Annotated in this window: 14 protein-coding genes and 1 CRISPR repeat array; of the genes, 10 read left to right on the top strand and 4 right to left on the bottom strand. The window is 30.5% G+C overall.

Features of this window, described 5'->3' with window-relative positions:
- Positions 1-4 precede the first annotated feature (4 nt).
- The 6 genes from cas1 to K8354_RS13130 all read left to right on the top strand — a co-directional run bounded on the left by cas1 (position 5) and on the right by K8354_RS13130 (position 12985).
- On the top strand, positions 5-976 hold the full coding sequence (gene cas1, locus K8354_RS13155; RefSeq protein WP_254713023.1) for a CRISPR-associated endonuclease Cas1: 972 nt from the start codon (positions 5-7) through the stop codon (positions 974-976).
- A 142-nt stretch (positions 977-1118) separates the two neighbouring features.
- Positions 1119-6265: a CRISPR direct-repeat array (repeat unit 37 nt; unit sequence CTCAAAAAGTAAGTTCCATTAAAACAAGGATTAAGAC).
- Positions 6266-6956: 691 nt separating this feature from the next.
- Positions 6957-7310, top strand: coding sequence for a DUF3127 domain-containing protein (locus tag K8354_RS13150; protein WP_223440690.1), 354 nt, complete (start codon positions 6957-6959; stop codon positions 7308-7310).
- Between the two features lie 20 nt (positions 7311-7330).
- Positions 7331-9460: an ATP-dependent DNA helicase gene (locus K8354_RS13145; protein WP_223440688.1), complete on the top strand. Its 2130-nt coding sequence runs from the start codon at positions 7331-7333 to the stop codon at positions 9458-9460.
- Positions 9450-11012 (top strand): tetratricopeptide repeat protein, encoded by a 1563-nt coding sequence (locus K8354_RS13140; protein ID WP_223440686.1) that lies wholly within the window; start codon positions 9450-9452, stop codon positions 11010-11012. Before K8354_RS13145 ends, K8354_RS13140 begins: the two co-directional genes overlap by 11 nt.
- A gap of 59 nt (positions 11013-11071) precedes the next feature.
- On the top strand, positions 11072-11833 hold the full coding sequence (locus K8354_RS13135; RefSeq protein WP_223440684.1) for a hypothetical protein: 762 nt from the start codon (positions 11072-11074) through the stop codon (positions 11831-11833).
- 147 nt (positions 11834-11980) lie between these two features.
- The gene (locus K8354_RS13130; RefSeq protein WP_223440682.1) at positions 11981-12985 is read left to right on the top strand and encodes a hypothetical protein; all 1005 of its coding nucleotides are present in this window, start codon (positions 11981-11983) and stop codon (positions 12983-12985) included.
- Here K8354_RS13130 and K8354_RS13125 read toward each other — a convergent pair.
- Together K8354_RS13125 and K8354_RS13120 are read right to left on the bottom strand one after the other, a co-directional pair.
- Positions 12979-13875 carry a hypothetical protein gene (locus tag K8354_RS13125; RefSeq protein WP_223440680.1) on the bottom strand — a complete coding sequence of 299 codons (897 nt, stop codon included), beginning with the start codon at positions 13873-13875 and terminating at the stop codon, positions 12979-12981. The two genes, K8354_RS13130 and K8354_RS13125, sit on opposite strands and share 7 nt — an antisense overlap.
- Before the next feature lie 23 nt (positions 13876-13898).
- A complete protein-coding gene (locus tag K8354_RS13120) occupies positions 13899-14249 on the bottom strand; it encodes a hypothetical protein (protein ID WP_223440678.1) in 351 nt (116 codons plus the stop codon).
- Between the two features lie 979 nt (positions 14250-15228).
- On the opposite strand from K8354_RS13120, the gene K8354_RS13115 reads away from it, so the two are divergent.
- The 3 genes from K8354_RS13115 to K8354_RS13105 all read left to right on the top strand — a co-directional run bounded on the left by K8354_RS13115 (position 15229) and on the right by K8354_RS13105 (position 17546).
- Positions 15229-16713, top strand: coding sequence for a tyrosine-type recombinase/integrase (locus tag K8354_RS13115; protein WP_223440676.1), 1485 nt, complete (start codon positions 15229-15231; stop codon positions 16711-16713).
- 3 nt (positions 16714-16716) lie between these two features.
- Positions 16717-17040, top strand: coding sequence for a hypothetical protein (locus K8354_RS13110; RefSeq protein ID WP_223440674.1), 324 nt, complete (start codon positions 16717-16719; stop codon positions 17038-17040).
- Positions 17041-17105: 65 nt separating this feature from the next.
- Positions 17106-17546 (top strand): eL24 family ribosomal protein, encoded by a 441-nt coding sequence (locus K8354_RS13105; RefSeq protein ID WP_223440672.1) that lies wholly within the window; start codon positions 17106-17108, stop codon positions 17544-17546.
- Between the two features lie 364 nt (positions 17547-17910).
- Here K8354_RS13105 and K8354_RS13100 read toward each other — a convergent pair whose 3' ends face one another.
- Both K8354_RS13100 and K8354_RS13095 read right to left on the bottom strand, forming a co-directional pair.
- Positions 17911-18780 (bottom strand): SDR family oxidoreductase, encoded by an 870-nt coding sequence (locus K8354_RS13100; RefSeq protein ID WP_223440670.1) that lies wholly within the window; start codon positions 18778-18780, stop codon positions 17911-17913.
- A gap of 12 nt (positions 18781-18792) precedes the next feature.
- Positions 18793-19677 (bottom strand): nuclear transport factor 2 family protein, encoded by an 885-nt coding sequence (locus tag K8354_RS13095; protein WP_223440668.1) that lies wholly within the window; start codon positions 19675-19677, stop codon positions 18793-18795.
- Positions 19678-19821: 144 nt separating this feature from the next.
- Between K8354_RS13095 and K8354_RS13090 the strand changes: the two genes are divergently transcribed.
- Positions 19822-20256 (top strand): winged helix-turn-helix transcriptional regulator, encoded by a 435-nt coding sequence (locus K8354_RS13090; RefSeq protein ID WP_223440666.1) that lies wholly within the window; start codon positions 19822-19824, stop codon positions 20254-20256.
- The last annotated feature ends 8 nt before the right edge of the window (positions 20257-20264 follow it).

Here is a 20264-nt window from a genome sequence, read left to right as displayed (position 1 = left end):
GTTGGTGATAAATAAATACGGTGCAAGTATAAAGGTGAAGAACGATATGTTTGTTGTAGGGTATGAAAAAGAATACCATAATGTGCCGGTTTCTAAGGTAAAATCTATATTACTTAACAAATCTGTTCAATTAACATCTAACGTTTTGTTTTTAGCGATAGCGCATGAAATTGAAGTTATTTTAATAGGCAAAACAGGTACGCCAAAAGGGCGTATTTGGAGTTCTAAATACGGTAGTATTTCTAGTATACGTAAAAACCAAGCTGCATTTAGCAAATCTAATGCAGCCATTGTATGGATTAAGAACTTAATGCAACAAAAGATAGAAAACCAGCAAACGCTCATAATTTCGTTACAAAAATATGATTACTCTAATAAGCAGCATATAGAAATTAGCTATAAAAAGTTACAAAAGTCCATAGAAAAATTGATAAACTTAAAAGAAGAAAATACTAAATTAATTACTGATAAAATAAGGGGGATAGAAGGGTATAGTTCTAAATTGTATTTTGAAGTTTTAAATAACAATTTACCAGATATGTATAAGTTTAAAAAGAGAAGCCAGCATCCTGCATTTGATATGTTTAATGCCATGCTAAATTATTGTTACGGCATACTTTATATACATGTAGAGCGTGCCTTAATAGTAGCGGGTATAGACCCTTATTTGGGTGTTTTTCATAGAGATACCTATAACAGACCTGTTTTAGTGTATGATGTTATAGAGATTTTTAGAGTTTGGGCAGATTTTGTTGTAGTAGATTTATGCATGCAAAAAATAATGTTTCCAGATTTTTTTGATATTAATAACCAGGTTTGGTTGTTAAATGAAAATGGTAAACGAATATTAGTAAATAGTTTTAATAATTATATGGATGAAATTATACCGATTAAAGGCAATAGCAGATCTCGTACCAACCATATTGAGCTTTGGGCAAAAAGTTTTGCTCAAAAATTAAAAGTTTTTAAAGAATAATTAAATATTATATGTACTTTAGTTAAAAATAATTTATAGTTTTGCAAACGCAAAAAAAGGTACTAAAATATGGTTTATATCAAGGTTTTATTAAGAAAATTGATCTTAATAAATTGATTTTTAGCGGTTTAGAAATTCAGGTCTCAAAAAGTAAGTTCCATTAAAACAAGGATTAAGACAATAAATTTAATCTTTCCTCCAATAAAGAAATAACAGTCTCAAAAAGTAAGTTCCATTAAAACAAGGATTAAGACCATAGACAGCTTCTGCACCTGATAAATCCTTGTAAACGCTCAAAAAGTAAGTTCCATTAAAACAAGGATTAAGACACGATTGAACTCGGTAATACCGTTATAACAAAAAACTCAAAAAGTAAGTTCCATTAAAACAAGGATTAAGACAATTCGGAAACACTTTCTACGTCCTTTGTTAAAAACGCTCAAAAAGTAAGTTCCATTAAAACAAGGATTAAGACTTAAGGACTTTAGTTTCCTCTTTGCTATACTTGATACTCAAAAAGTAAGTTCCATTAAAACAAGGATTAAGACTGTAAGGGCATCCATCTTTAAAATATCTTTCTAAAAAACTCAAAAAGTAAGTTCCATTAAAACAAGGATTAAGACTATCCATTGTAAAAGTTTTAAAGGTTTAAAATTAATCTCAAAAAGTAAGTTCCATTAAAACAAGGATTAAGACAAACTATCACCTGCTTTCACAGAAGTTAAAACATTGTCTCAAAAAGTAAGTTCCATTAAAACAAGGATTAAGACACCAATCCGTTAGGGATGATAAAAACGTCAGCATTGCTCAAAAAGTAAGTTCCATTAAAACAAGGATTAAGACATACACACGCATATTATGTAACGCATGTGTTTCAGGCTCAAAAAGTAAGTTCCATTAAAACAAGGATTAAGACAATCGCTAACTTATACTTATAGATGTATGGTACTTCTTCTCAAAAAGTAAGTTCCATTAAAACAAGGATTAAGACCTTTCTTCCATAACTCTAAGCCAATGCATGTACTTAGCCTCAAAAAGTAAGTTCCATTAAAACAAGGATTAAGACCCATTCCTGAACCATAGTAGTTTAGTTTTTCTACGTTGACTCAAAAAGTAAGTTCCATTAAAACAAGGATTAAGACCTGTTATTAGCCCACACTTCAACTAATAAGTTGTCCTCAAAAAGTAAGTTCCATTAAAACAAGGATTAAGACGGTTTTCTTTGTACTTCTCGAAGATTTGTTCTTTCTCAAAAAGTAAGTTCCATTAAAACAAGGATTAAGACTAGTGTTTCTGATTTTGGTAAATGACATCTTTTTCCACTCAAAAAGTAAGTTCCATTAAAACAAGGATTAAGACCTTGTTCCCGTTCATAGTTATCCCAAATTCTTTGGGCTCAAAAAGTAAGTTCCATTAAAACAAGGATTAAGACAGTACGAGGTTTCCAGCATTAGACTCCTTTACTTCCAGCTCAAAAAGTAAGTTCCATTAAAACAAGGATTAAGACACACAAGCTTATAAGGTTTAGCTAATAAAGTTTTAACTCAAAAAGTAAGTTCCATTAAAACAAGGATTAAGACAATCAGCTATTCTTTCATCAATAGCTTCTGCTAATTCTCAAAAAGTAAGTTCCATTAAAACAAGGATTAAGACAGGTAGTCCTTGGTTTGGTTTACTTAAATAATCTTTGTCTCAAAAAGTAAGTTCCATTAAAACAAGGATTAAGACTTTTTACTTATTAATTTGTAACCGTTTTTTTCAAGGACTCAAAAAGTAAGTTCCATTAAAACAAGGATTAAGACTTGCATTCAATCCTTTTTTTCCGTCCTTCAAGTCAACTCAAAAAGTAAGTTCCATTAAAACAAGGATTAAGACAAAATATTTTGTTTTGTTTATCGAAATTTGTTTTATCTCAAAAAGTAAGTTCCATTAAAACAAGGATTAAGACCACTAATACCTCTAAGGAACCTTGATTTGCTGTGTTCTCAAAAAGTAAGTTCCATTAAAACAAGGATTAAGACTTTAATTACTTCTATTCCTAGAAGTTCAAGTGACTGGCTCAAAAAGTAAGTTCCATTAAAACAAGGATTAAGACTTTTCACACTCTTTGTTTGTTGCCCATACTTGAACCAAGACTCAAAAAGTAAGTTCCATTAAAACAAGGATTAAGACATACGCTCATTAATGGCTTCAGTTAGCTCTTGATTAGCTCAAAAAGTAAGTTCCATTAAAACAAGGATTAAGACATTTTTATGAAATATTCCATGTAATAAGTTAAGTTATCTCAAAAAGTAAGTTCCATTAAAACAAGGATTAAGACTTACACCAGGAATGTTTAAGTTCATAATTTATAGTTCTCAAAAAGTAAGTTCCATTAAAACAAGGATTAAGACGCGTCTTTCATCTTTCCTGCAGCTTTTTCTGGCATAATCTCAAAAAGTAAGTTCCATTAAAACAAGGATTAAGACTAATCATATCTTGCTGTTTTAGCGTTTGCTCGATTGACTCAAAAAGTAAGTTCCATTAAAACAAGGATTAAGACAATCTGTTTTTAGGGCATCTGTATACTCTTCACGAGTCTCAAAAAGTAAGTTCCATTAAAACAAGGATTAAGACTCAAGTTCTGTTCCTTCAAAACCAGCTTCTTTAAATTCCTCAAAAAGTAAGTTCCATTAAAACAAGGATTAAGACTTCTTTGGAAGCTATTCGTGTCGGACGAACAATAAGTCTCAAAAAGTAAGTTCCATTAAAACAAGGATTAAGACCAGTAACAGGGCTATGATATACAAACTTTCTCTCGACTCAAAAAGTAAGTTCCATTAAAACAAGGATTAAGACAATCTGTTTTTAGGGCATCTGTATACTCTTCACGAGTCTCAAAAAGTAAGTTCCATTAAAACAAGGATTAAGACTCAAGTTCTGTTCCTTCAAAACCAGCTTCTTTAAATTCCTCAAAAAGTAAGTTCCATTAAAACAAGGATTAAGACTCAAGTTCTGTTCCTTCAAAACCAGCTTCTTTAAATTCCTCAAAAAGTAAGTTCCATTAAAACAAGGATTAAGACTTCTTTGGAAGCTATTCGTGTCGGACGAACAATAAGTCTCAAAAAGTAAGTTCCATTAAAACAAGGATTAAGACTTATCGCTATTGTAATAAAAGGTAGGACTTTTCTTGTCCTCTCAAAAAGTAAGTTCCATTAAAACAAGGATTAAGACACTTGTATAAAAGCTCTAACTTTTGACTTTTACTTAAACTCAAAAAGTAAGTTCCATTAAAACAAGGATTAAGACTCATGTCTGTTAGAACATACCCAGGGCGTACTAATTGCTCAAAAAGTAAGTTCCATTAAAACAAGGATTAAGACATGCCTCTACTTCAGTGGGTAACAAGAAGTCGTTATTGCTCAAAAAGTAAGTTCCATTAAAACAAGGATTAAGACACTTCGCCAATTCTTTTAGAAAAGTAATCTGTAAAACACTCAAAAAGTAAGTTCCATTAAAACAAGGATTAAGACAATTTCAGATTCATTACTATTCTCCATGGATTCACAAAGCTCAAAAAGTAAGTTCCATTAAAACAAGGATTAAGACTTATCGCTATTGTAATAAAAGGTAGGACTTTTCTTGTCCTCTCAAAAAGTAAGTTCCATTAAAACAAGGATTAAGACACTTGTATAAAAGCTCTAACTTTTGACTTTTACTTAAACTCAAAAAGTAAGTTCCATTAAAACAAGGATTAAGACTCACGTATACCAGAAGCATATAGCTCGTCGTACACGGCTCAAAAAGTAAGTTCCATTAAAACAAGGATTAAGACTCATGTCTGTTAGAACATACCCAGGGCGTACTAATTGCTCAAAAAGTAAGTTCCATTAAAACAAGGATTAAGACTCCCGTGAAGAGGTTACAAACTATGATTTACTTTTTTTCTCAAAAAGTAAGTTCCATTAAAACAAGGATTAAGACACCAACTAGATTTCCTGTAGAGTTTCCTCTAAATTCTGACTCAAAAAGTAAGTTCCATTAAAACAAGGATTAAGACTAAGTGGTCCCACACATTCACTAAATTCATTAACAATCTCAAAAAGTAAGTTCCATTAAAACAAGGATTAAGACCTCTCTCCTCCTTCGCCTTTGGTGTCCATTTGGTCACTCAAAAAGTAAGTTCCATTAAAACAAGGATTAAGACAAGAGTATCCTCGTGAAGAGACACAGATAATCTTCGGGCTCAAAAAGTAAGTTCCATTAAAACAAGGATTAAGACAGTAAGAAATGCAGGATTACCACTTGGTTGAATTACTCAAAAAGTAAGTTCCATTAAAACAAGGATTAAGACGATTCAGGGCAAGATTCTATATCCATTACAGATACAACTCAAAAAGTAAGTTCCATTAAAACAAGGATTAAGACTTTTACGCTACAAATAATACACCCAGCAGTTGTAACTCAAAAAGTAAGTTCCATTAAAACAAGGATTAAGACTATTTCCAATCTATACGTAAAAAGGGTCTGTTAAGACTCAAAAAGTAAGTTCCATTAAAACAAGGATTAAGACCGTAAAGCTTAAAGCAATGAGCGCTTTGTGACCAGCTCAAAAAGTAAGTTCCATTAAAACAAGGATTAAGACTCCTACACAAATAAGCGCATAATTTACTTTATTTTTAGTTCAAAAAGTAAGTTCCATTAAAACAAGGATTAAGACTATAGCATATCTTGCTTTACTTGTAGTGAAACTATCTCAAAAAGTAAGTTCCATTAAAACAAGGATTAAGACCTTACCCCACTTGTCATAACAATCCATATAATGTTTTACTCAAAAAGTAAGTTCCATTAAAACAAGGATTAAGACCTTTCGTCATTCAGATCTACCAACCTATTAGGGATGACTCAAAAAGTAAGTTCCATTAAAACAAGGATTAAGACACGCAAATAAATATTGCTAATGTTATGAATATCAATGCTCAAAAAGTAAGTTCCATTAAAACAAGGATTAAGACGAGTTCCAATAACGCAGCCACCCAGTTTTTTCTCCAGCTCAAAAAGTAAGTTCCATTAAAACAAGGATTAAGACCTCTTCTGCTTTTGTTATCCCAATTGCGTGCATTTTCTCAAAAAGTAAGTTCCATTAAAACAAGGATTAAGACCTTTTTGTCATTTTCTCTAAGTCCTTAGATGTAAAAGTCTCAAAAAGTAAGTTCCATTAAAACAAGGATTAAGACATTTTTTAGAGTTTTTACTAATCAATTTGTAACCGTCTCAAAAAGTAAGTTCCATTAAAACAAGGATTAACACATTCTGATTACCAATTCTTGTCTGTCCATTGCTTTTTTGAAAAAGTAAGTTCATGAATACAGTATAAAGATTTTGTTGTTTCTTTTATATCTATGCTAATAAAAAGCTTCCTTCATAAATGTTAGTTTTAAAATAGGTTTCTATGCGAGGCTTATATTGTTCGTATAGCAAGTAAACAACTAAAACCATAAACCATAGGCTATAACATAAATCCAATTTTTAACAATTTAGGACAAGAATCAAATAATTCATTTTTAGTAGCAGACCAATATAGAACAAACCCATTATCTCATCAACCAGGCGGAAGCACTATTCAAGTAAAATTTAGTGATGGATTTATAAGAATTTATGATAAAATTAAAAATATCGCAGCGTATACACGCTATTTAAAAAGTTCTAGTGAAAATGAAATTTTAGAGGTAATTACGATATAGCTTTGGGAGGGAAAATAGATTTCTAAGAGGCGATTATATTGTTAAGAGAAGAAGAACTGTAGAGCAGTTTAAAAAAAACAAAATGAAAACCCGAATGCTAAGAATATTAGATTTAGAAATGAGTTTGTAAAAAATAAGTAGCCGAAAAAACTCAAGGGTGCTAAAAAAGTGAAATAAGAATAGAGAATCAATAATAATGCAAATACACTGCACACATGTATCGCATCTTTGTACTATAATATTAAAAGAAATAAAAAATGCAACTAAAAGCGAAATTAATAGAATGTCTACCGTTACAAACAGGAACGAGCAAAAACGGAGAATGGAAAAAGCAAGATATTATTGTGGAGACCGATGCACAGTACCCAAAAAAGATATGTATATCTATCTGGGGAGATAAAATTAACAACGAGATTTTACAAGTAGGTAAAGAGCTTGTTGTTGATTTTGATATTGAAAGTAGACCATACAATAACAGATGGTACACAGATATTAAAGCTTGGAAAATTGAAAGTGTGCAAAATGAGAAAGTAGGTATGGGAAATATCCCACAACCAGAAACTTTTGATCAAAGTCAATTGGAAGAGGAAGATGACGGTTTACCTTTTTAATAATAAGAATTGCAAAAACCATGAAATTAAAAAATTTTTACCAAAATATCAGACTAAATGGAGATCAACAAAATACAGTTGGTCACATAAATGATTTCCTAGAAAGTGATAAAAGTATATTTATCCTTCAAGGTTATGCAGGTACTGGGAAAACAACTTTAATTAGTGGGATAGTAAAATATTTAGAAGAAAATAAAAGACTTTTTAATATTATAGCACCTACAGGAAGAGCTGCTAAAGTATTAAAGGATAAGACAGGTTTTGGTAGAACTATACATAGCAGTATTTATAAATTAGAAGATTTAAAAGCAATTAATGCAGAATCTAAAGAATTGGCAGATCATAGTGTAAAATATTACTTCCCAATTGATTTAGAGTCAAATAATGAAAGGGTGTTAATTGTAGATGAGTCGTCTATGATTTCTTCTAAAGAAGCTAAGAACGAACTGTTTGATTTTGGAACTAACTTTCTTCTAAATGATTTGCTGATGCACACTTTTACGACAAATAAAAACAATAAAATTATTTTTGTAGGAGATCCGGCTCAGCTGCCACCAGTTGGCGATAATCAATCCAAAGCACTAGAAATTGATTATTTTAAGGAATTAGGATATGCTTGTGAGTTTTCAGAACTAACGCAAGTTATGAGACAAGATGATAATTTAATATTAGAAAATGCAAATAGTATTAGAGCACTTTTAAAAGAATCATCAAGAAATACAATCGAGTTAAAATATGATCAAGAAAGTTTTGTAAAGTTAGATTCGTATGATATCGTTAATCAGTTTACAAACCTTTACCCAAATCCAGAAATAGGAGATGGTGTAATCATATCATTTTCAAATGCACAAGCCTACCATTATAATTTTGCATTAAGAGAAGTGTTATTTCCAGACCAGAAAGCAATTGTAGCAGGAGATATCATCATGATAAATAATAACAATCAATATTCGTACAAGACAGAATTGTATAACGGAGATTTGGCAAAAGTGGTTCAGGTTTCACAACATACGGTTGAGCAATCTGTCCCAGTGTATGTGCTGCGTAATGGCAAAAGAATAAAAGAAATTATCAAATTAAAATTTAGAGAAATAGCATTTAGAGTGCCTCATTTTGATGAAGATATATGCTGTTATATTATTGATGATTTGTTAAATAGTATTGATAGAGATTTAACATTAGACATGACAAAGGCATTATATATCAATTTTGTAATGCGTTTTAATCAAGAACAAGAAAAGAGAAGACAAAACGGATTATCTAAGTTCAAAGTAGGTTCAAAAGAATTTAAAGATGCGTTAATCAAAGATCCATTTTACAATGCTTTGAGGGTAAAATATGGCTATGCAATTACTTGCCATAAATCTCAAGGTGGTGAATGGGATAAGGTGTTTGTAGACTATTCTGGCAGAGCAGGTTTAAGTAATGATGCCTTAAGATGGACGTATACAGCCACAACTCGAGGTGTAAATACAGTTTATGCGATAAACCCTCCTCATTTAACTACGTTTAGTAAATTAAAAATAGCAGAGATCACTAATGTTGGTAGAATACCAAACAATGCATTGTATCTGGAAAACGTCAATACATCACCCTTTCATAAGGCAACAGATCACAAAGCAAAAAGTTTAAAGTATTGGGAGGTAAAAGAAAAATTAGAAGCTACGAATTATGCAATCATTAATGTTGCGTCCAGAGATTATTTAGAAAGATATACCGTGAGCTACAATGCAACTCAAGAGTTTATATTAAAAGCAAGTCATAAGGCTTCAGGTCATTTTGTTAATCAATTTGAAGTACTAAATAAAAGAGGTACTGCCGAAGAAAAAGAACTTGAAGATATTTTCAATCATAACGACTTGACAGGTGTCATGTTAGCTTACAAGCCAAGTGTAGATTTTTTGGAATCATTATATTTTGTTGTGAGAGCGTGTTGTCAAGAATTAGATATAGTCATAACCAATATTGATGAACAAGTAAATAAATATTTTGTTCAATATTTTCTAGTTACGGATAGTGTAACTTCCAATATACAATTCTATTTCAAAAAAAACGGAAGTTTTTCTAGGGCACTCCCAAAAACATTCAACTGCAAAGAGGATATAAAATTACAACTATTAATCAAAAAATTAGAACAATATGCCATCTAAAGAAATCAAAGAACTAAGAGATTCAGGTAAATTAGAAGAAGCTTTGGCGATGGCAAAAAGCGAACTGGAGGCAACACCAGAGAATATTTGGGCGAAGAGAAATTTGGCTTGGGTATATTATGCAATGTTAAAAAAACAGCAAGGGAATCAAGATGCTTTTTTACCAATAATTTTAAAAGTTTTTGAATTAAAATTACCAGAAGATGAAGGGATGTTTTACGAACAGCTTTGTTGGGCGATTGGAGGACATAATTTTCAAATATTAAAAAGCACACTGAATAATACTGACAAATTCAACTCGGCAAAATCAATTTTTGAAGCAATAAAATCGCTAAAACTAGCACCATCAAAAGGGCATAGTTTTTTGTTAAAATCCTTACACAAAGCTTTCAAAGAAAACCCGTTTAATGTAAATTCAGCCCCAAATGATATGATCCATTCTGGAAGCACATATTTAGAAGTATTTCAATGGGCTGGTTTTGATAATTTTTTAGAAGAAGATTTTGAGCCATTTGAAATCAAAGGAAAAAAGACAATGTCTTTTGTTGAACAAGTGATTATTGCTTATTCAAAAGTATTATTAAAGGTAGAAATTATTGAGGTTGAAGGCAGATTTATGTCAACTAAAATAGATGTTAATAAAACAGAATATTTTTTATCCTTTCTAAATGAGGTCATTAACAAACATCCTGAATATCAGTATTCATTGTATTACAAGTCTAAATTGTTGTTAGCCTTGAATAGATTTGAGGATGCCAAAAATTCATTAATTCCTTTTGTGAAAAAGAAGAAAAATGATTTCTGGGTATGGGAATTATTAGGTGAAGCACATGCGGATGATATTGATATACAAATACCATGCTTATGCAAGGCATTAACATTAAATACTAAAGAAAGTTTTTTAGTAAACGTGCATCAAAAATTAGCGGAATTGCTGGTTCAAAAGGAGTTGTACAGTGAGGCTTCTGTAGAAGTTTTAAATGCAATGAATATTAGAAAAAAGAATGATTGGAAAATCAATAACGAATTAATTAAGTATACACATCAAAATTGGTTCGAAAAAAATCCAGATCTTAAAAGTAATAAAAAGTTTTACCAAGAGCAATCCATCCTTGCAGAGGAACTATTGTACAACAATCATGAGGAATTAGTAATCACCATCGATTTTGTAAATACGAATAAAAAGATAGCAAACTTTATCAAAGACAAAAGTATTTATGGTTTTTTCAGTTACAAACATTTAAAAATAAACCCAAAAATTGGTGATATTTACAAAGCACGAATAAACCAAAAGGGTGATGAAGGTTTTTACACAGTATTAACCATAAAACCAAGTGCAGATGAGGTTTCAGAATGTATAAAAGAAATCTCTGGGAAGATACGAATCCCTGAAAACAGAGATTTTGGATTTATAAACAAGAACTTTGTTTCACCAGATATTATAAAAAAACACCATTTAAAAGATGGTGATGAAGTTGCTGCGAAAATAATTTTATCTTACAATAAAAAGAAGAATGAGTGGGGATGGAAGGTTTTTAAAAGATGCAAATAGCTTGCATATATCTTTAATAAGTTTGCTTTCATAAAATATCAAATTTAATGTACAAAAAAATGAAAACTCCAAATGTATTCTTTTGGCTGTTAATTTTAATTTCTTGTTTGTTTATTCAATGTGTTAAAAAAGCTACAGAGAATAATTCAGACATAAATAAAGAAATTATACAGGAGGAAAAAAATAATTTTGAAGTTGTATACAAAAATCTTGTTGTAGAGTTTAAACCTGAAACAATAACAGAAGAAGAATTTCTAAATTTTAAGAAAAAGAGTAATTATATAAAAGTCATAGAAGACTACGATACAAAAAATTCAATTGAATTATTTGGAGGAAAAGAATATGAGGAAAACATTAGTTATTACCCGCTTCCAATAAAAATAAATGAACAAGAGTATGCAAATAATTCCATCATATTTGGAGATTTAAATGAAGACCATAAACGAGATTGTATTATTAGTGTTTTTAGATCGGATGGTTATAATGAAGTAACTTTTTTTTACGTGTTTATAAATCAGGGTACTAATTTTGTGCTAGAGGATGTTACCAATGAAACCGAAATTTGTGGATGTAAAAGAGAAGGTTGGCCTAATGCGTTTAGATATCAAAAAATAGAAGATGGTTTTTTAAAAGGAGTATCTATGTGTCATCATAAAGATGCGCATTGTTGCCCTTCTCTTTATTTAAAAACAAAAGTTAAATTTAGACAAGGAAAATTACAATTTGATAGTACTGAATTTGTAATGGATGATGCTATTGAATATAGACCAACACCTCATATGGATTCAATTGTTTTTAAAGAAATAGATTTAAGAAAATAAAATTAAGAATTAAAAGGATCCTTTAAGTTTAAAAAGAATCGTTTTGGGATAAATAAAAAAAGTAAATCTTAAATAAAATAATTTTTAAACAATCACTAAAAAAGTATCTAGTTTAAATTAGATTAGCCATTTTTTCATAAAACTAGTATGCAACATATTATTCAAGCCCTTAAAAACTTTAATACTGCTAAATTCGGAGAATATTTGCATGATAATGTACTATACATGGAAGTCAGTAAAAAGACTTTTCTAAAAAAAATATCATCTGAATTTAATGAATTAAAAAAGCAAGGTTATTCTAGGTTTGATGAAAGCTATAAAGGTACTTGTGAAGGTGTTTGCCACATAGGATATGAAGGTCTTTCATTTGTTTGTAATTCGGGTCACTATCTGGACATACTAATAGAAAGTAAAGATGGTGTTTTTATAGATGGCCTCTGTATTTGTAGTAAACTAAGTAATAATAGAAATTTGGCAAAAAAATATAATTTAAATATATTGTTTTATGAAGAAGATAAAGTGAAATTCAAACCTTCTGAAGTATACACGCAGATTAAAAATCAGTATAAAAATATAGTGAATGAAGTCTCAAAATTTAAAGAACCCATAACACTAAAACAATTTGTTGAGTGGTACAAAAAATATAAGTTTTTTAAAGATTATTTCAATAATCGTCATCCCTATGAGATGCTGTTTAATAGACACAGACTTTTTCAAAAAACTCAAAGAATAAAAAGTGATTTAGATGATATAAGTAAAGTGTATGCGAATAATAAGAAAGCTACAAAAGCACTTTTAGATTTTGAAGAACTTAAAACAGAAGAAGAAAAGTTAATTTGGTTTTTCAAAAATCAGGATAATTTATATGGTGCTGTTAGATTTAAACTTCCTAAAAAATATTCCAAAAATTCAATTGCTAGTGCCAAAATAAAAAAAGTAACCATCAAAATTGATCTAACAGGATTTGAACATGTGTTGGAGTATTTTAATAAAATATATGATCTTCATGAATACTTTATAGAGAAATATAAACCATTACCAGAACATTATAAAGATAAAAATTATGATGTAAGTTATGACTTAGAAGTATATCTAAAGTTACATAATAAACATACCGAGATTGTTGCTCAATATGGTTTAAACTATCATTGATTCCTTACTTTTTTACAATAGTCTATAAAATCACATTCATAAGGTGTTTGGCAATGAGTTCCCATGCCTACATTAGGCTCTTTACCCCATAAAACAGTCTTATATTCTTTAATTTTTTCATCAACATGGGGTATTTGAGGTTCCAAATTGTCAGTTACATTTTCTATTTTCCAATTCGGCGTTTTACCCGGAGCTCTTAAAATCAAATTAAAAGAGTTCAAATTAGAACCAAAGCGTTTTTTACAAATAGCATATTGTAAAGCTAAATCTGCCAAAACAGCTTCATTTACTTGGGTATGTAGCTTTATTTCATAGACATCAATTTTCCCATTTTTATGTTGAACCAAAACATCACACATTACCAAAACTTCATCTTCAATAATGGTGGCTTCATAAAGCACTTGTTCTTGATAATTTTGAAGTAAAAACTTTGTATACGAGTTGAAATAACCAAAATTGAAGCCTACTGTTTCCTTAATGTTAATTCCATTAGGAAAAGCGGTGTTTCTAACAGTATCTTCAAAAGTATGACCTTTTTTAAATAATTGCTTTTTTTCCTCACTAATTGGAGTTTTATACTGTTTTTTGTGTTTATCTAAATAAAGATGTTTTAAACATTGCTTTCCCTTTACAAAGGAAGTTTTTGACAACTTCCAAGGATCAAACTTCAAAGTGGATGTTCCTCCATGTACTAGATTAGAAGTTTCATTTACTTTTTTTACGAGACCAGAAGCTATCATCATAGGCGCCATTCTATCACCTTGATATTTTCGTAATCTATTCAATGCTTTGTTATAATTGTCAAAAGCACATTTAAAATCACCAATACTATAGGCTAGATCTCCTAATTGGATAGCATTATTATCAATGTAATATGTATAATCACTCATGGTTTTCCAATGTTTTTTAGTTTTTAAAAAGGACTAATATCAAATGTTATTTCTTTATTGATAATTAAATAATAAATCATAATTCTTGGATAGGTATGGCGTTCATCATAAAATTTTAAATGACTGTAAAATTCCAAAGTATCCGCAGCAACGATATGTTGATCAGGGATGTCTTTTTCTATGCATTCTAAATGAAGTTGTCCAATAGAATTTTCTTTGGTATTATCAATTATATGACAAAAAAAATGAAAAAAATTTATCTTTGAAGGAAAACTAGTTTTTACATTCTCTAAAAACAACGTTTTAAAAAAGATATCAGGATTTTGTTGCAAACAACTGTCAATAAGTATTTCTTTAATTTCCTGCGGTGTCATAAATAGATATTCAAATTGTAGTTGATTTTTTTAATTCTCTTATCAAGATAAAAAGTATAAATTATTTTTTTACAGTACAAATATACTTCTGTGATGTGCAGTCTATTTGCACAAGATATAAGAATGCCTATTTCTAAAGGAAAAAGTTAATTTATATTATTTTTTAGCATAATTTAACTCTATTGCAGACGTAAACATTTCGGTCAAATATTCTAATTTTTTTTTCAACAAGACCATCAATCCATTTATTAGAAATGACACTTTTAATTTTATCTTTAATCAGGGGATTCATAGTTTTTTATTTTTTAATTGTATATCCGTTAATTAGTCATAACCTGTATTTAGCGTTAATGTTACGTAAGCTTAACGCTAAATTGCTAAAAATCAATAAATTTTATCTAAGATATAGCACTTAAACTTATGACAAATATTAAAAGAAATAAACCTATTTCAAGGAATCAATTTTATGACTTAGTACGCTCCAAACCATTTTCTAAAATACTAAAAGATTGCGCAATAACTACTTCATTTTAAAAAAAATGTAAAAGATGATGAGGCTCCTCTAGTTTTAAATAATTATTGACAAAAAATAAAATTTAATAAAAAAGTAGAAAGGAAAGTACATGAACTCGAACACACTGCAATAAATAATAATAGCATGAATTTTGAATTAGAAAATCGGTTAAGTTGGGGTAAAAATATGGTTGATTGTTATGATCTGTTAATTGTAAAAGTAGATGAACTATTTAAAGATATAGATTGAGAATTATTTGAGTTTTTTTATTACATTTGAGAAGAAAATTATTATAAATTAGAGTACACACTTTCGTACACAATTTAATCAAAATATAGCTAAAAAAGGGCAGAAATGAGTGTTTTCCTCGAACTCATAACCCAAAGGTCACTGGTTCGAGTCCAGTTCCCGCTACTATTTTAAATCAATATAAATCAACAGTTTAGGTCACTAAACTGTTTTTTTATGCCTTTAATTCGCGAATTTCTTACATTTACGATTAAAAATGAACACGATTTGGGACACGATTTGAAAAAGAAAACCCATTTTTCGCTACCCAAAATCTATACAGCAGACGGAGACCTTTCCAAGCGCTGGTATGTGTATTTTTCCTTTCGGAATCCTAAAACAGGAAGAATGAAAAGATTGGGAAACATCTATGGAAAAGTAAATAAATACAAAACCAAAGAAGCTCGACTCACAATTCTAACTTCGTATCGTAAAAATTTACTGTATCTATTGCGCCAAGGCTACAATCCATTTGCAGATAATGCTGAGTTGTACGATCAATTAAAAAGATCATCGGCAACCAAAACTTCCATTGAGAAGGAAAAAGAAGAAGTTATTTCATCAAGGGTCAATAATGCTATAAAAAAAGCTATTCAAGAAGCCATAGACGAAAAGTCATTCACAGTCAATACCAAAAAAGAGACCACACAAAAGAGTAAGAAATCAAAAGAAAAAGAGTTTTCTGAAAAAGAAAAAACTTCACAAATTCAACCAAAAGAAGAAGGGATTTCCATTCAAAAAGCATTTGATACTGCTTTAGACCTCAAGGAAAAAGAAGTCAGTAAAGGAACGATTCGAGATTATAGAAGTAAAATACTCCGGTTTATTACTTGGATACAAAAGACCTGTCCGGATAAGAAAAACATCAAAGAGATAACAAGAAAAGATCTCACAGCCTTTTTGAATAGTATCCTTTTAGAAACAAGCCCACGAAGTAGGAACAACTATCGGACTGAATTAGGAAGTCTTTTTCAAGTGCTCAAGAACAATGAAATGGCCACTGAAGACTACATCCCAACAATTCCTGTATTAAAATCGAAACCCACAAGACATAAAACCTATACTCGAAAAGAGCAAGAAAACATCTTTACCTATTTAGAAAAACAAGCCCCCCTTTTATTACTATTTATAAAATTTGTTTCTTATACTTTTATAAGACCCATTGAGGTTTGTCGTTTGAAAATAAAAGACATCAATTTAAATACAAAAACAGTTCAGTTTAAGGCAAAAAATAGCCCGTTAAAAACGAAAATTATTCCTAGTATTTTATTTGATGAATTACCTGATTTTTACCTGAAGATTACTCAAAATTATTCAAATAACATGAACAAGGAACCTAGAAAAGTACATGCGATTTTTGAAGAATTAAGAGACCGAGCTTCGTATCCATTCTTGTTTTATATACCAAAAAGTTATGTTGAAGTCTTTATGGAAGAAAAAGTGCTCAATGAAATTGATTGGGCATTTGATGTCTTAATTATGGCGGGGAAAAAAATGGATATTATTTTTATGGATGATAAAGACGAATCACAAGAAGTATTCAAAAAGCAACGTGCTTTAAAGGAGAATTTATTTGATTTGGCTGAATATGAATCCGTCTTAAATCTAGCACAATTTTCAATTTTAATTAATAATTACAAAGATCATTTATTTGCAATGTAGTATTTGGCAGAATTATTAGTCATGGATGTTCATTCAAGTAAAGATGAAAGGTATAAAAAGTATTTAGGTCATTTTACGCTACAAAATGCGGCTTATGTGTTGCATAAATCAGATATTGATAAAGATTTTCCTAGTTTTAGAAAAACCCAAGCTGAAGAGGATTTTATGCGGGAATGCGTTATGATTAACTTAAATATTCCAGAAATACTGCAAGAAGAAATTGCTTCAACTAAACAAAAAGTAAAGAAGAAAAAACAACAGTATCTTACAGATGAAGAATCTCAAAAGTATTTGTTAGAAACCGTTTTTGATATAAAAATCGAATAAAAGTTGCACTTTATTGCAATTAAGCGTTAATTGTACGTACAATTAACGCTTAATACACAAAAAATATGGAAGAGCAATACTATTGCTGTCGATACTGTAAAAAGGATTTTGTACCAAAAAGAAGGAAGGTACAGAAGTTTTGTAGCAATTCTTGCAGGGTTTCATTTCATCGTTTTAAAAATGTTGGACTAGCAATAAAGTCTACTGAACTTCAAATAAAAGAGAAAGAGCAGGGGACTAGTAAAGTAAAAGTAGATGAAATAAGTACAGCCGGAGTTGCGAACTCAGCAATTGGAGCAGGTATCGTTGAAATTGCTAAAAATATTTTTACTCCAGAAGAAAATAAACCGGCAACTAAAGGGGATGTTTTAAAACTAGCGGCTAGTTTAAAACGATATCATCAAATTAAAAATTTACCACCAAACTTAATGGGACAAATTCCTTATTTTGATTTACATACCAATAAGTTAGTTTACTTAGGAAATAGACTGTCGTTTAAAAGTTAAGACACTTCTTTTTGTTTTATTTTCTAATTTTGCTTTTTTAATCAAATCGAGTAATCCATCTCTAAATTGAACTGCCTCTATTTTTGAAATACCATAATTCTTACTTTTGTGTCATCTTTCACATCACTCTGAAATATATAAATTTTCGGGTTTTCTTGCGCTACTTTTTCGAGTTTAGAAAAATTTCTTCCACTCATGATTACGGTATGATCATTTTTTAAATTTTTTTGAGAAGTTGTATATGCAATTCCTGAACCATAGCTGTTATTAATAAGTTGTAGCCAATTTCTCCAAACATTCCGATAAAAAAATCACAAGAGCCGAAACCCTTGTGATTTTATTAAATTATTTGAAAGTTAACTGGTTATGCCGAAATGCCGCCAAGTACATTTTCTAACTGCATTTCTTTAAGAACTCTATCTTGAATAGGTTGTGTTAATTCGTTAATTTCATCAACGCCCCAAGTAATTCCTACAACAGTTCGAGTAGGACGTTTGCCAAATGGCCTTTCTGCTAATTTTAAATAGGCATCTACTACCCATTGTGGGTCTGGAGCATCTTCACTTTGTAACATTTTAGCAAAACTTTCGCCCATTGCGGTAGGAACACCTGCCAATTCACCATAAGATTCCAGAGTATCGCTATGAGTAGGAGCTTGTCCTGATGCCAATAACCCTGTTCCAAAAGGTCCTGGTTCTACCATTACGATATCTACACCAAAAGGAGAAACCTCATAACGTAAGGCTTGAGAATAACCTTCTAAAGCGTGTTTTGTAGCGGTATAAGTTCCAAAAAATGGTGGCGATATACGACCAACGAGCGAAGAGGTGTTGATAATTAAGCCAGAACCTGATTTTCTCATTGCAGGTAAAACGGCTTGCATGGTTCTGATCGCACCAAAATAATTGGTTTCCATCTGAAAGCGGGCCTGTTCAACACTAAATGCTTCCGTTATGCCAATATACATAATACCTGCATTGTTAATTAAAATATCTATGTTTCCTGCTTGTTTAAGAATGCTGTCCATAGCCTCTTCTACAGAAGTATCATTAGTTACATCCATATCAACCACTTTAATGTGAGATGAATAATCTTCCAATTCTGTTTTAACTTTTGCGTTTTTTTCTTCTAGGTTTCGCATTGTCGCAAATACTTGATAGCCTTTATCTGCAAAATCTTTAACAGCTTTTAGACCAAAACCGCTACTACTTCCTGTGATTATTATATTTTTCATTATCATCTAATTTTAAAAGTTAAACATTCCGTTATCATTCGCTAAACCTTCGGTTGGAATTTCTTGAATTACATCCCAATGTTCTATAATTTTACCGTTTTTCAGTCTGAATAAATCATAAAATACTTGCTTCTTTCCCATCAATTCGCCTTCGCTTACGGTAAGAACAAAGTTGCCTTCGCCCAATACTTTGTGAAGTTTGGTATATTTAAATACTATATTTTGTGAAGATAGATATTGGAAAAATTCGCCCAACCCATTCAAACCATCTTTTATTTGAGGATTATGTTGGTCATATTGCTCTATACTGATGTATTCTGCAATTTTATGTTGATTTTTACCCATCGGTATATCATTAATAAAAGAAGTAACCAAAGCTTTATTTGCTTCGGTTTTATCTAAATCTGACAAGGTTGTAGAACCATCGGTTTGTGTTCTGCCACTTGCTGTTTCTTTTATCAAAGGCGTCATAGCGTCCCAGTGTTCGGCTACTTTTCCTTTTTCATCTAATCGGATAATATCAAATGAAACCATTTCATCTGCCCCAAAAGGCTTTGCATTTCGCCAAATGTTGTGCATAAACACATAATTTCCATCTTGAAACATTCTAATATTTTCAGCAGTTGTTCCGTTTTCTTTGAGGATAGGAAGCATTTGTATGAATGGTTCTAGTCCTGTTGGGATAAATGGGTTGTGCTGAATGTAATTAGTATTCGCCAATTCTCTCATTTTTTCAGGATTTTGTTGCATTACAGCACCTAAAAAAGTGCCTACGGTTTCTTTTTTACTCATTGTTGTTGTTTTTGAATGATTACTCTCGCTTGTTTTATTCGTTTTTGTTGTTTTACAGGAAGCAAGAATACCTGCTAACATCATTACTGTGATTACTTTTTTCATTCTATTCTATATGAATTATTACTTGTATTTCGCAAGCAAAAGTACTAAAATACTTTCAATATGCAAGTAATAACTAAGATTAATTTCATTTTGCAAGTAAAAAATATATTTTACTATCTTTGCAATCGATAAAAGCAACAACGAATGGAAATAAAATTTAGATGCAATTGCCCTTTTACTTCGGCTCTTGATATTTTAGGGGATAAATGGATGCTGGTAATTATTAAGCAGATGCTAATTGAAAACAAAGAAACTTTCAAGGATTTTACCGAGAGCGACGAAGGAATTGCGACCAATATTCTTGCCACCAAACTGAAACAATTAGAAGAATTTGTACTGATTACAAAATCGAAACTACCTACTAATAAAAAATCGGTTTACTATCACTTGACCGAAAAAGCATTAGAGTTAACGCCTTTAATTATTGAGTTAGGAATTTGGAGTGATAAGCATTTAAGAGAAGTACATCCTACAATGGGTAATAATGAAAGTGTGGAATTTTTGAGAAATGATAAAGCTGGTTTTGGAAGTATGTTAATAGAAAACTATATAGAAAAACTAGCTAAAACAAAGAACTAAGTTAAAAA

Source organism: Polaribacter litorisediminis (assembly GCF_019968605.1).
In the GTDB taxonomy this organism is placed as follows: domain Bacteria; phylum Bacteroidota; class Bacteroidia; order Flavobacteriales; family Flavobacteriaceae; genus Polaribacter; species Polaribacter litorisediminis.
This window is presented reverse-complemented; position numbering and strand designations above follow the sequence as displayed.

What these genes read in the sequence shown, in the direction of transcription:
- K8354_RS13150 (WP_223440690.1), top strand. Translation starts at nt 6,957, where the DNA reads ATGCAACTAAAAGCGAAATTAATAGAATGTCTACCGTTACAAACAGGA.
- K8354_RS13145 (WP_223440688.1), top strand. Translation starts at nt 7,331, where the DNA reads ATGAAATTAAAAAATTTTTACCAAAATATCAGACTAAATGGAGATCAA.
- K8354_RS13140 (WP_223440686.1), top strand. Translation starts at nt 9,450, where the DNA reads ATGCCATCTAAAGAAATCAAAGAACTAAGAGATTCAGGTAAATTAGAA.
- K8354_RS13135 (WP_223440684.1), top strand. Translation starts at nt 11,072, where the DNA reads ATGAAAACTCCAAATGTATTCTTTTGGCTGTTAATTTTAATTTCTTGT.
- K8354_RS13130 (WP_223440682.1), top strand. Translation starts at nt 11,981, where the DNA reads ATGCAACATATTATTCAAGCCCTTAAAAACTTTAATACTGCTAAATTC.
- K8354_RS13125 (WP_223440680.1), bottom strand. Translation starts at nt 13,875, where the DNA reads ATGAGTGATTATACATATTACATTGATAATAATGCTATCCAATTAGGA.
- K8354_RS13120 (WP_223440678.1), bottom strand. Translation starts at nt 14,249, where the DNA reads ATGACACCGCAGGAAATTAAAGAAATACTTATTGACAGTTGTTTGCAA.
- K8354_RS13115 (WP_223440676.1), top strand. Translation starts at nt 15,229, where the DNA reads ATGCCTTTAATTCGCGAATTTCTTACATTTACGATTAAAAATGAACAC.
- K8354_RS13105 (WP_223440672.1), top strand. Translation starts at nt 17,106, where the DNA reads ATGGAAGAGCAATACTATTGCTGTCGATACTGTAAAAAGGATTTTGTA.
- K8354_RS13100 (WP_223440670.1), bottom strand. Translation starts at nt 18,780, where the DNA reads ATGAAAAATATAATAATCACAGGAAGTAGTAGCGGTTTTGGTCTAAAA.
- K8354_RS13095 (WP_223440668.1), bottom strand. Translation starts at nt 19,677, where the DNA reads ATGAAAAAAGTAATCACAGTAATGATGTTAGCAGGTATTCTTGCTTCC.
- K8354_RS13090 (WP_223440666.1), top strand. Translation starts at nt 19,822, where the DNA reads ATGGAAATAAAATTTAGATGCAATTGCCCTTTTACTTCGGCTCTTGAT.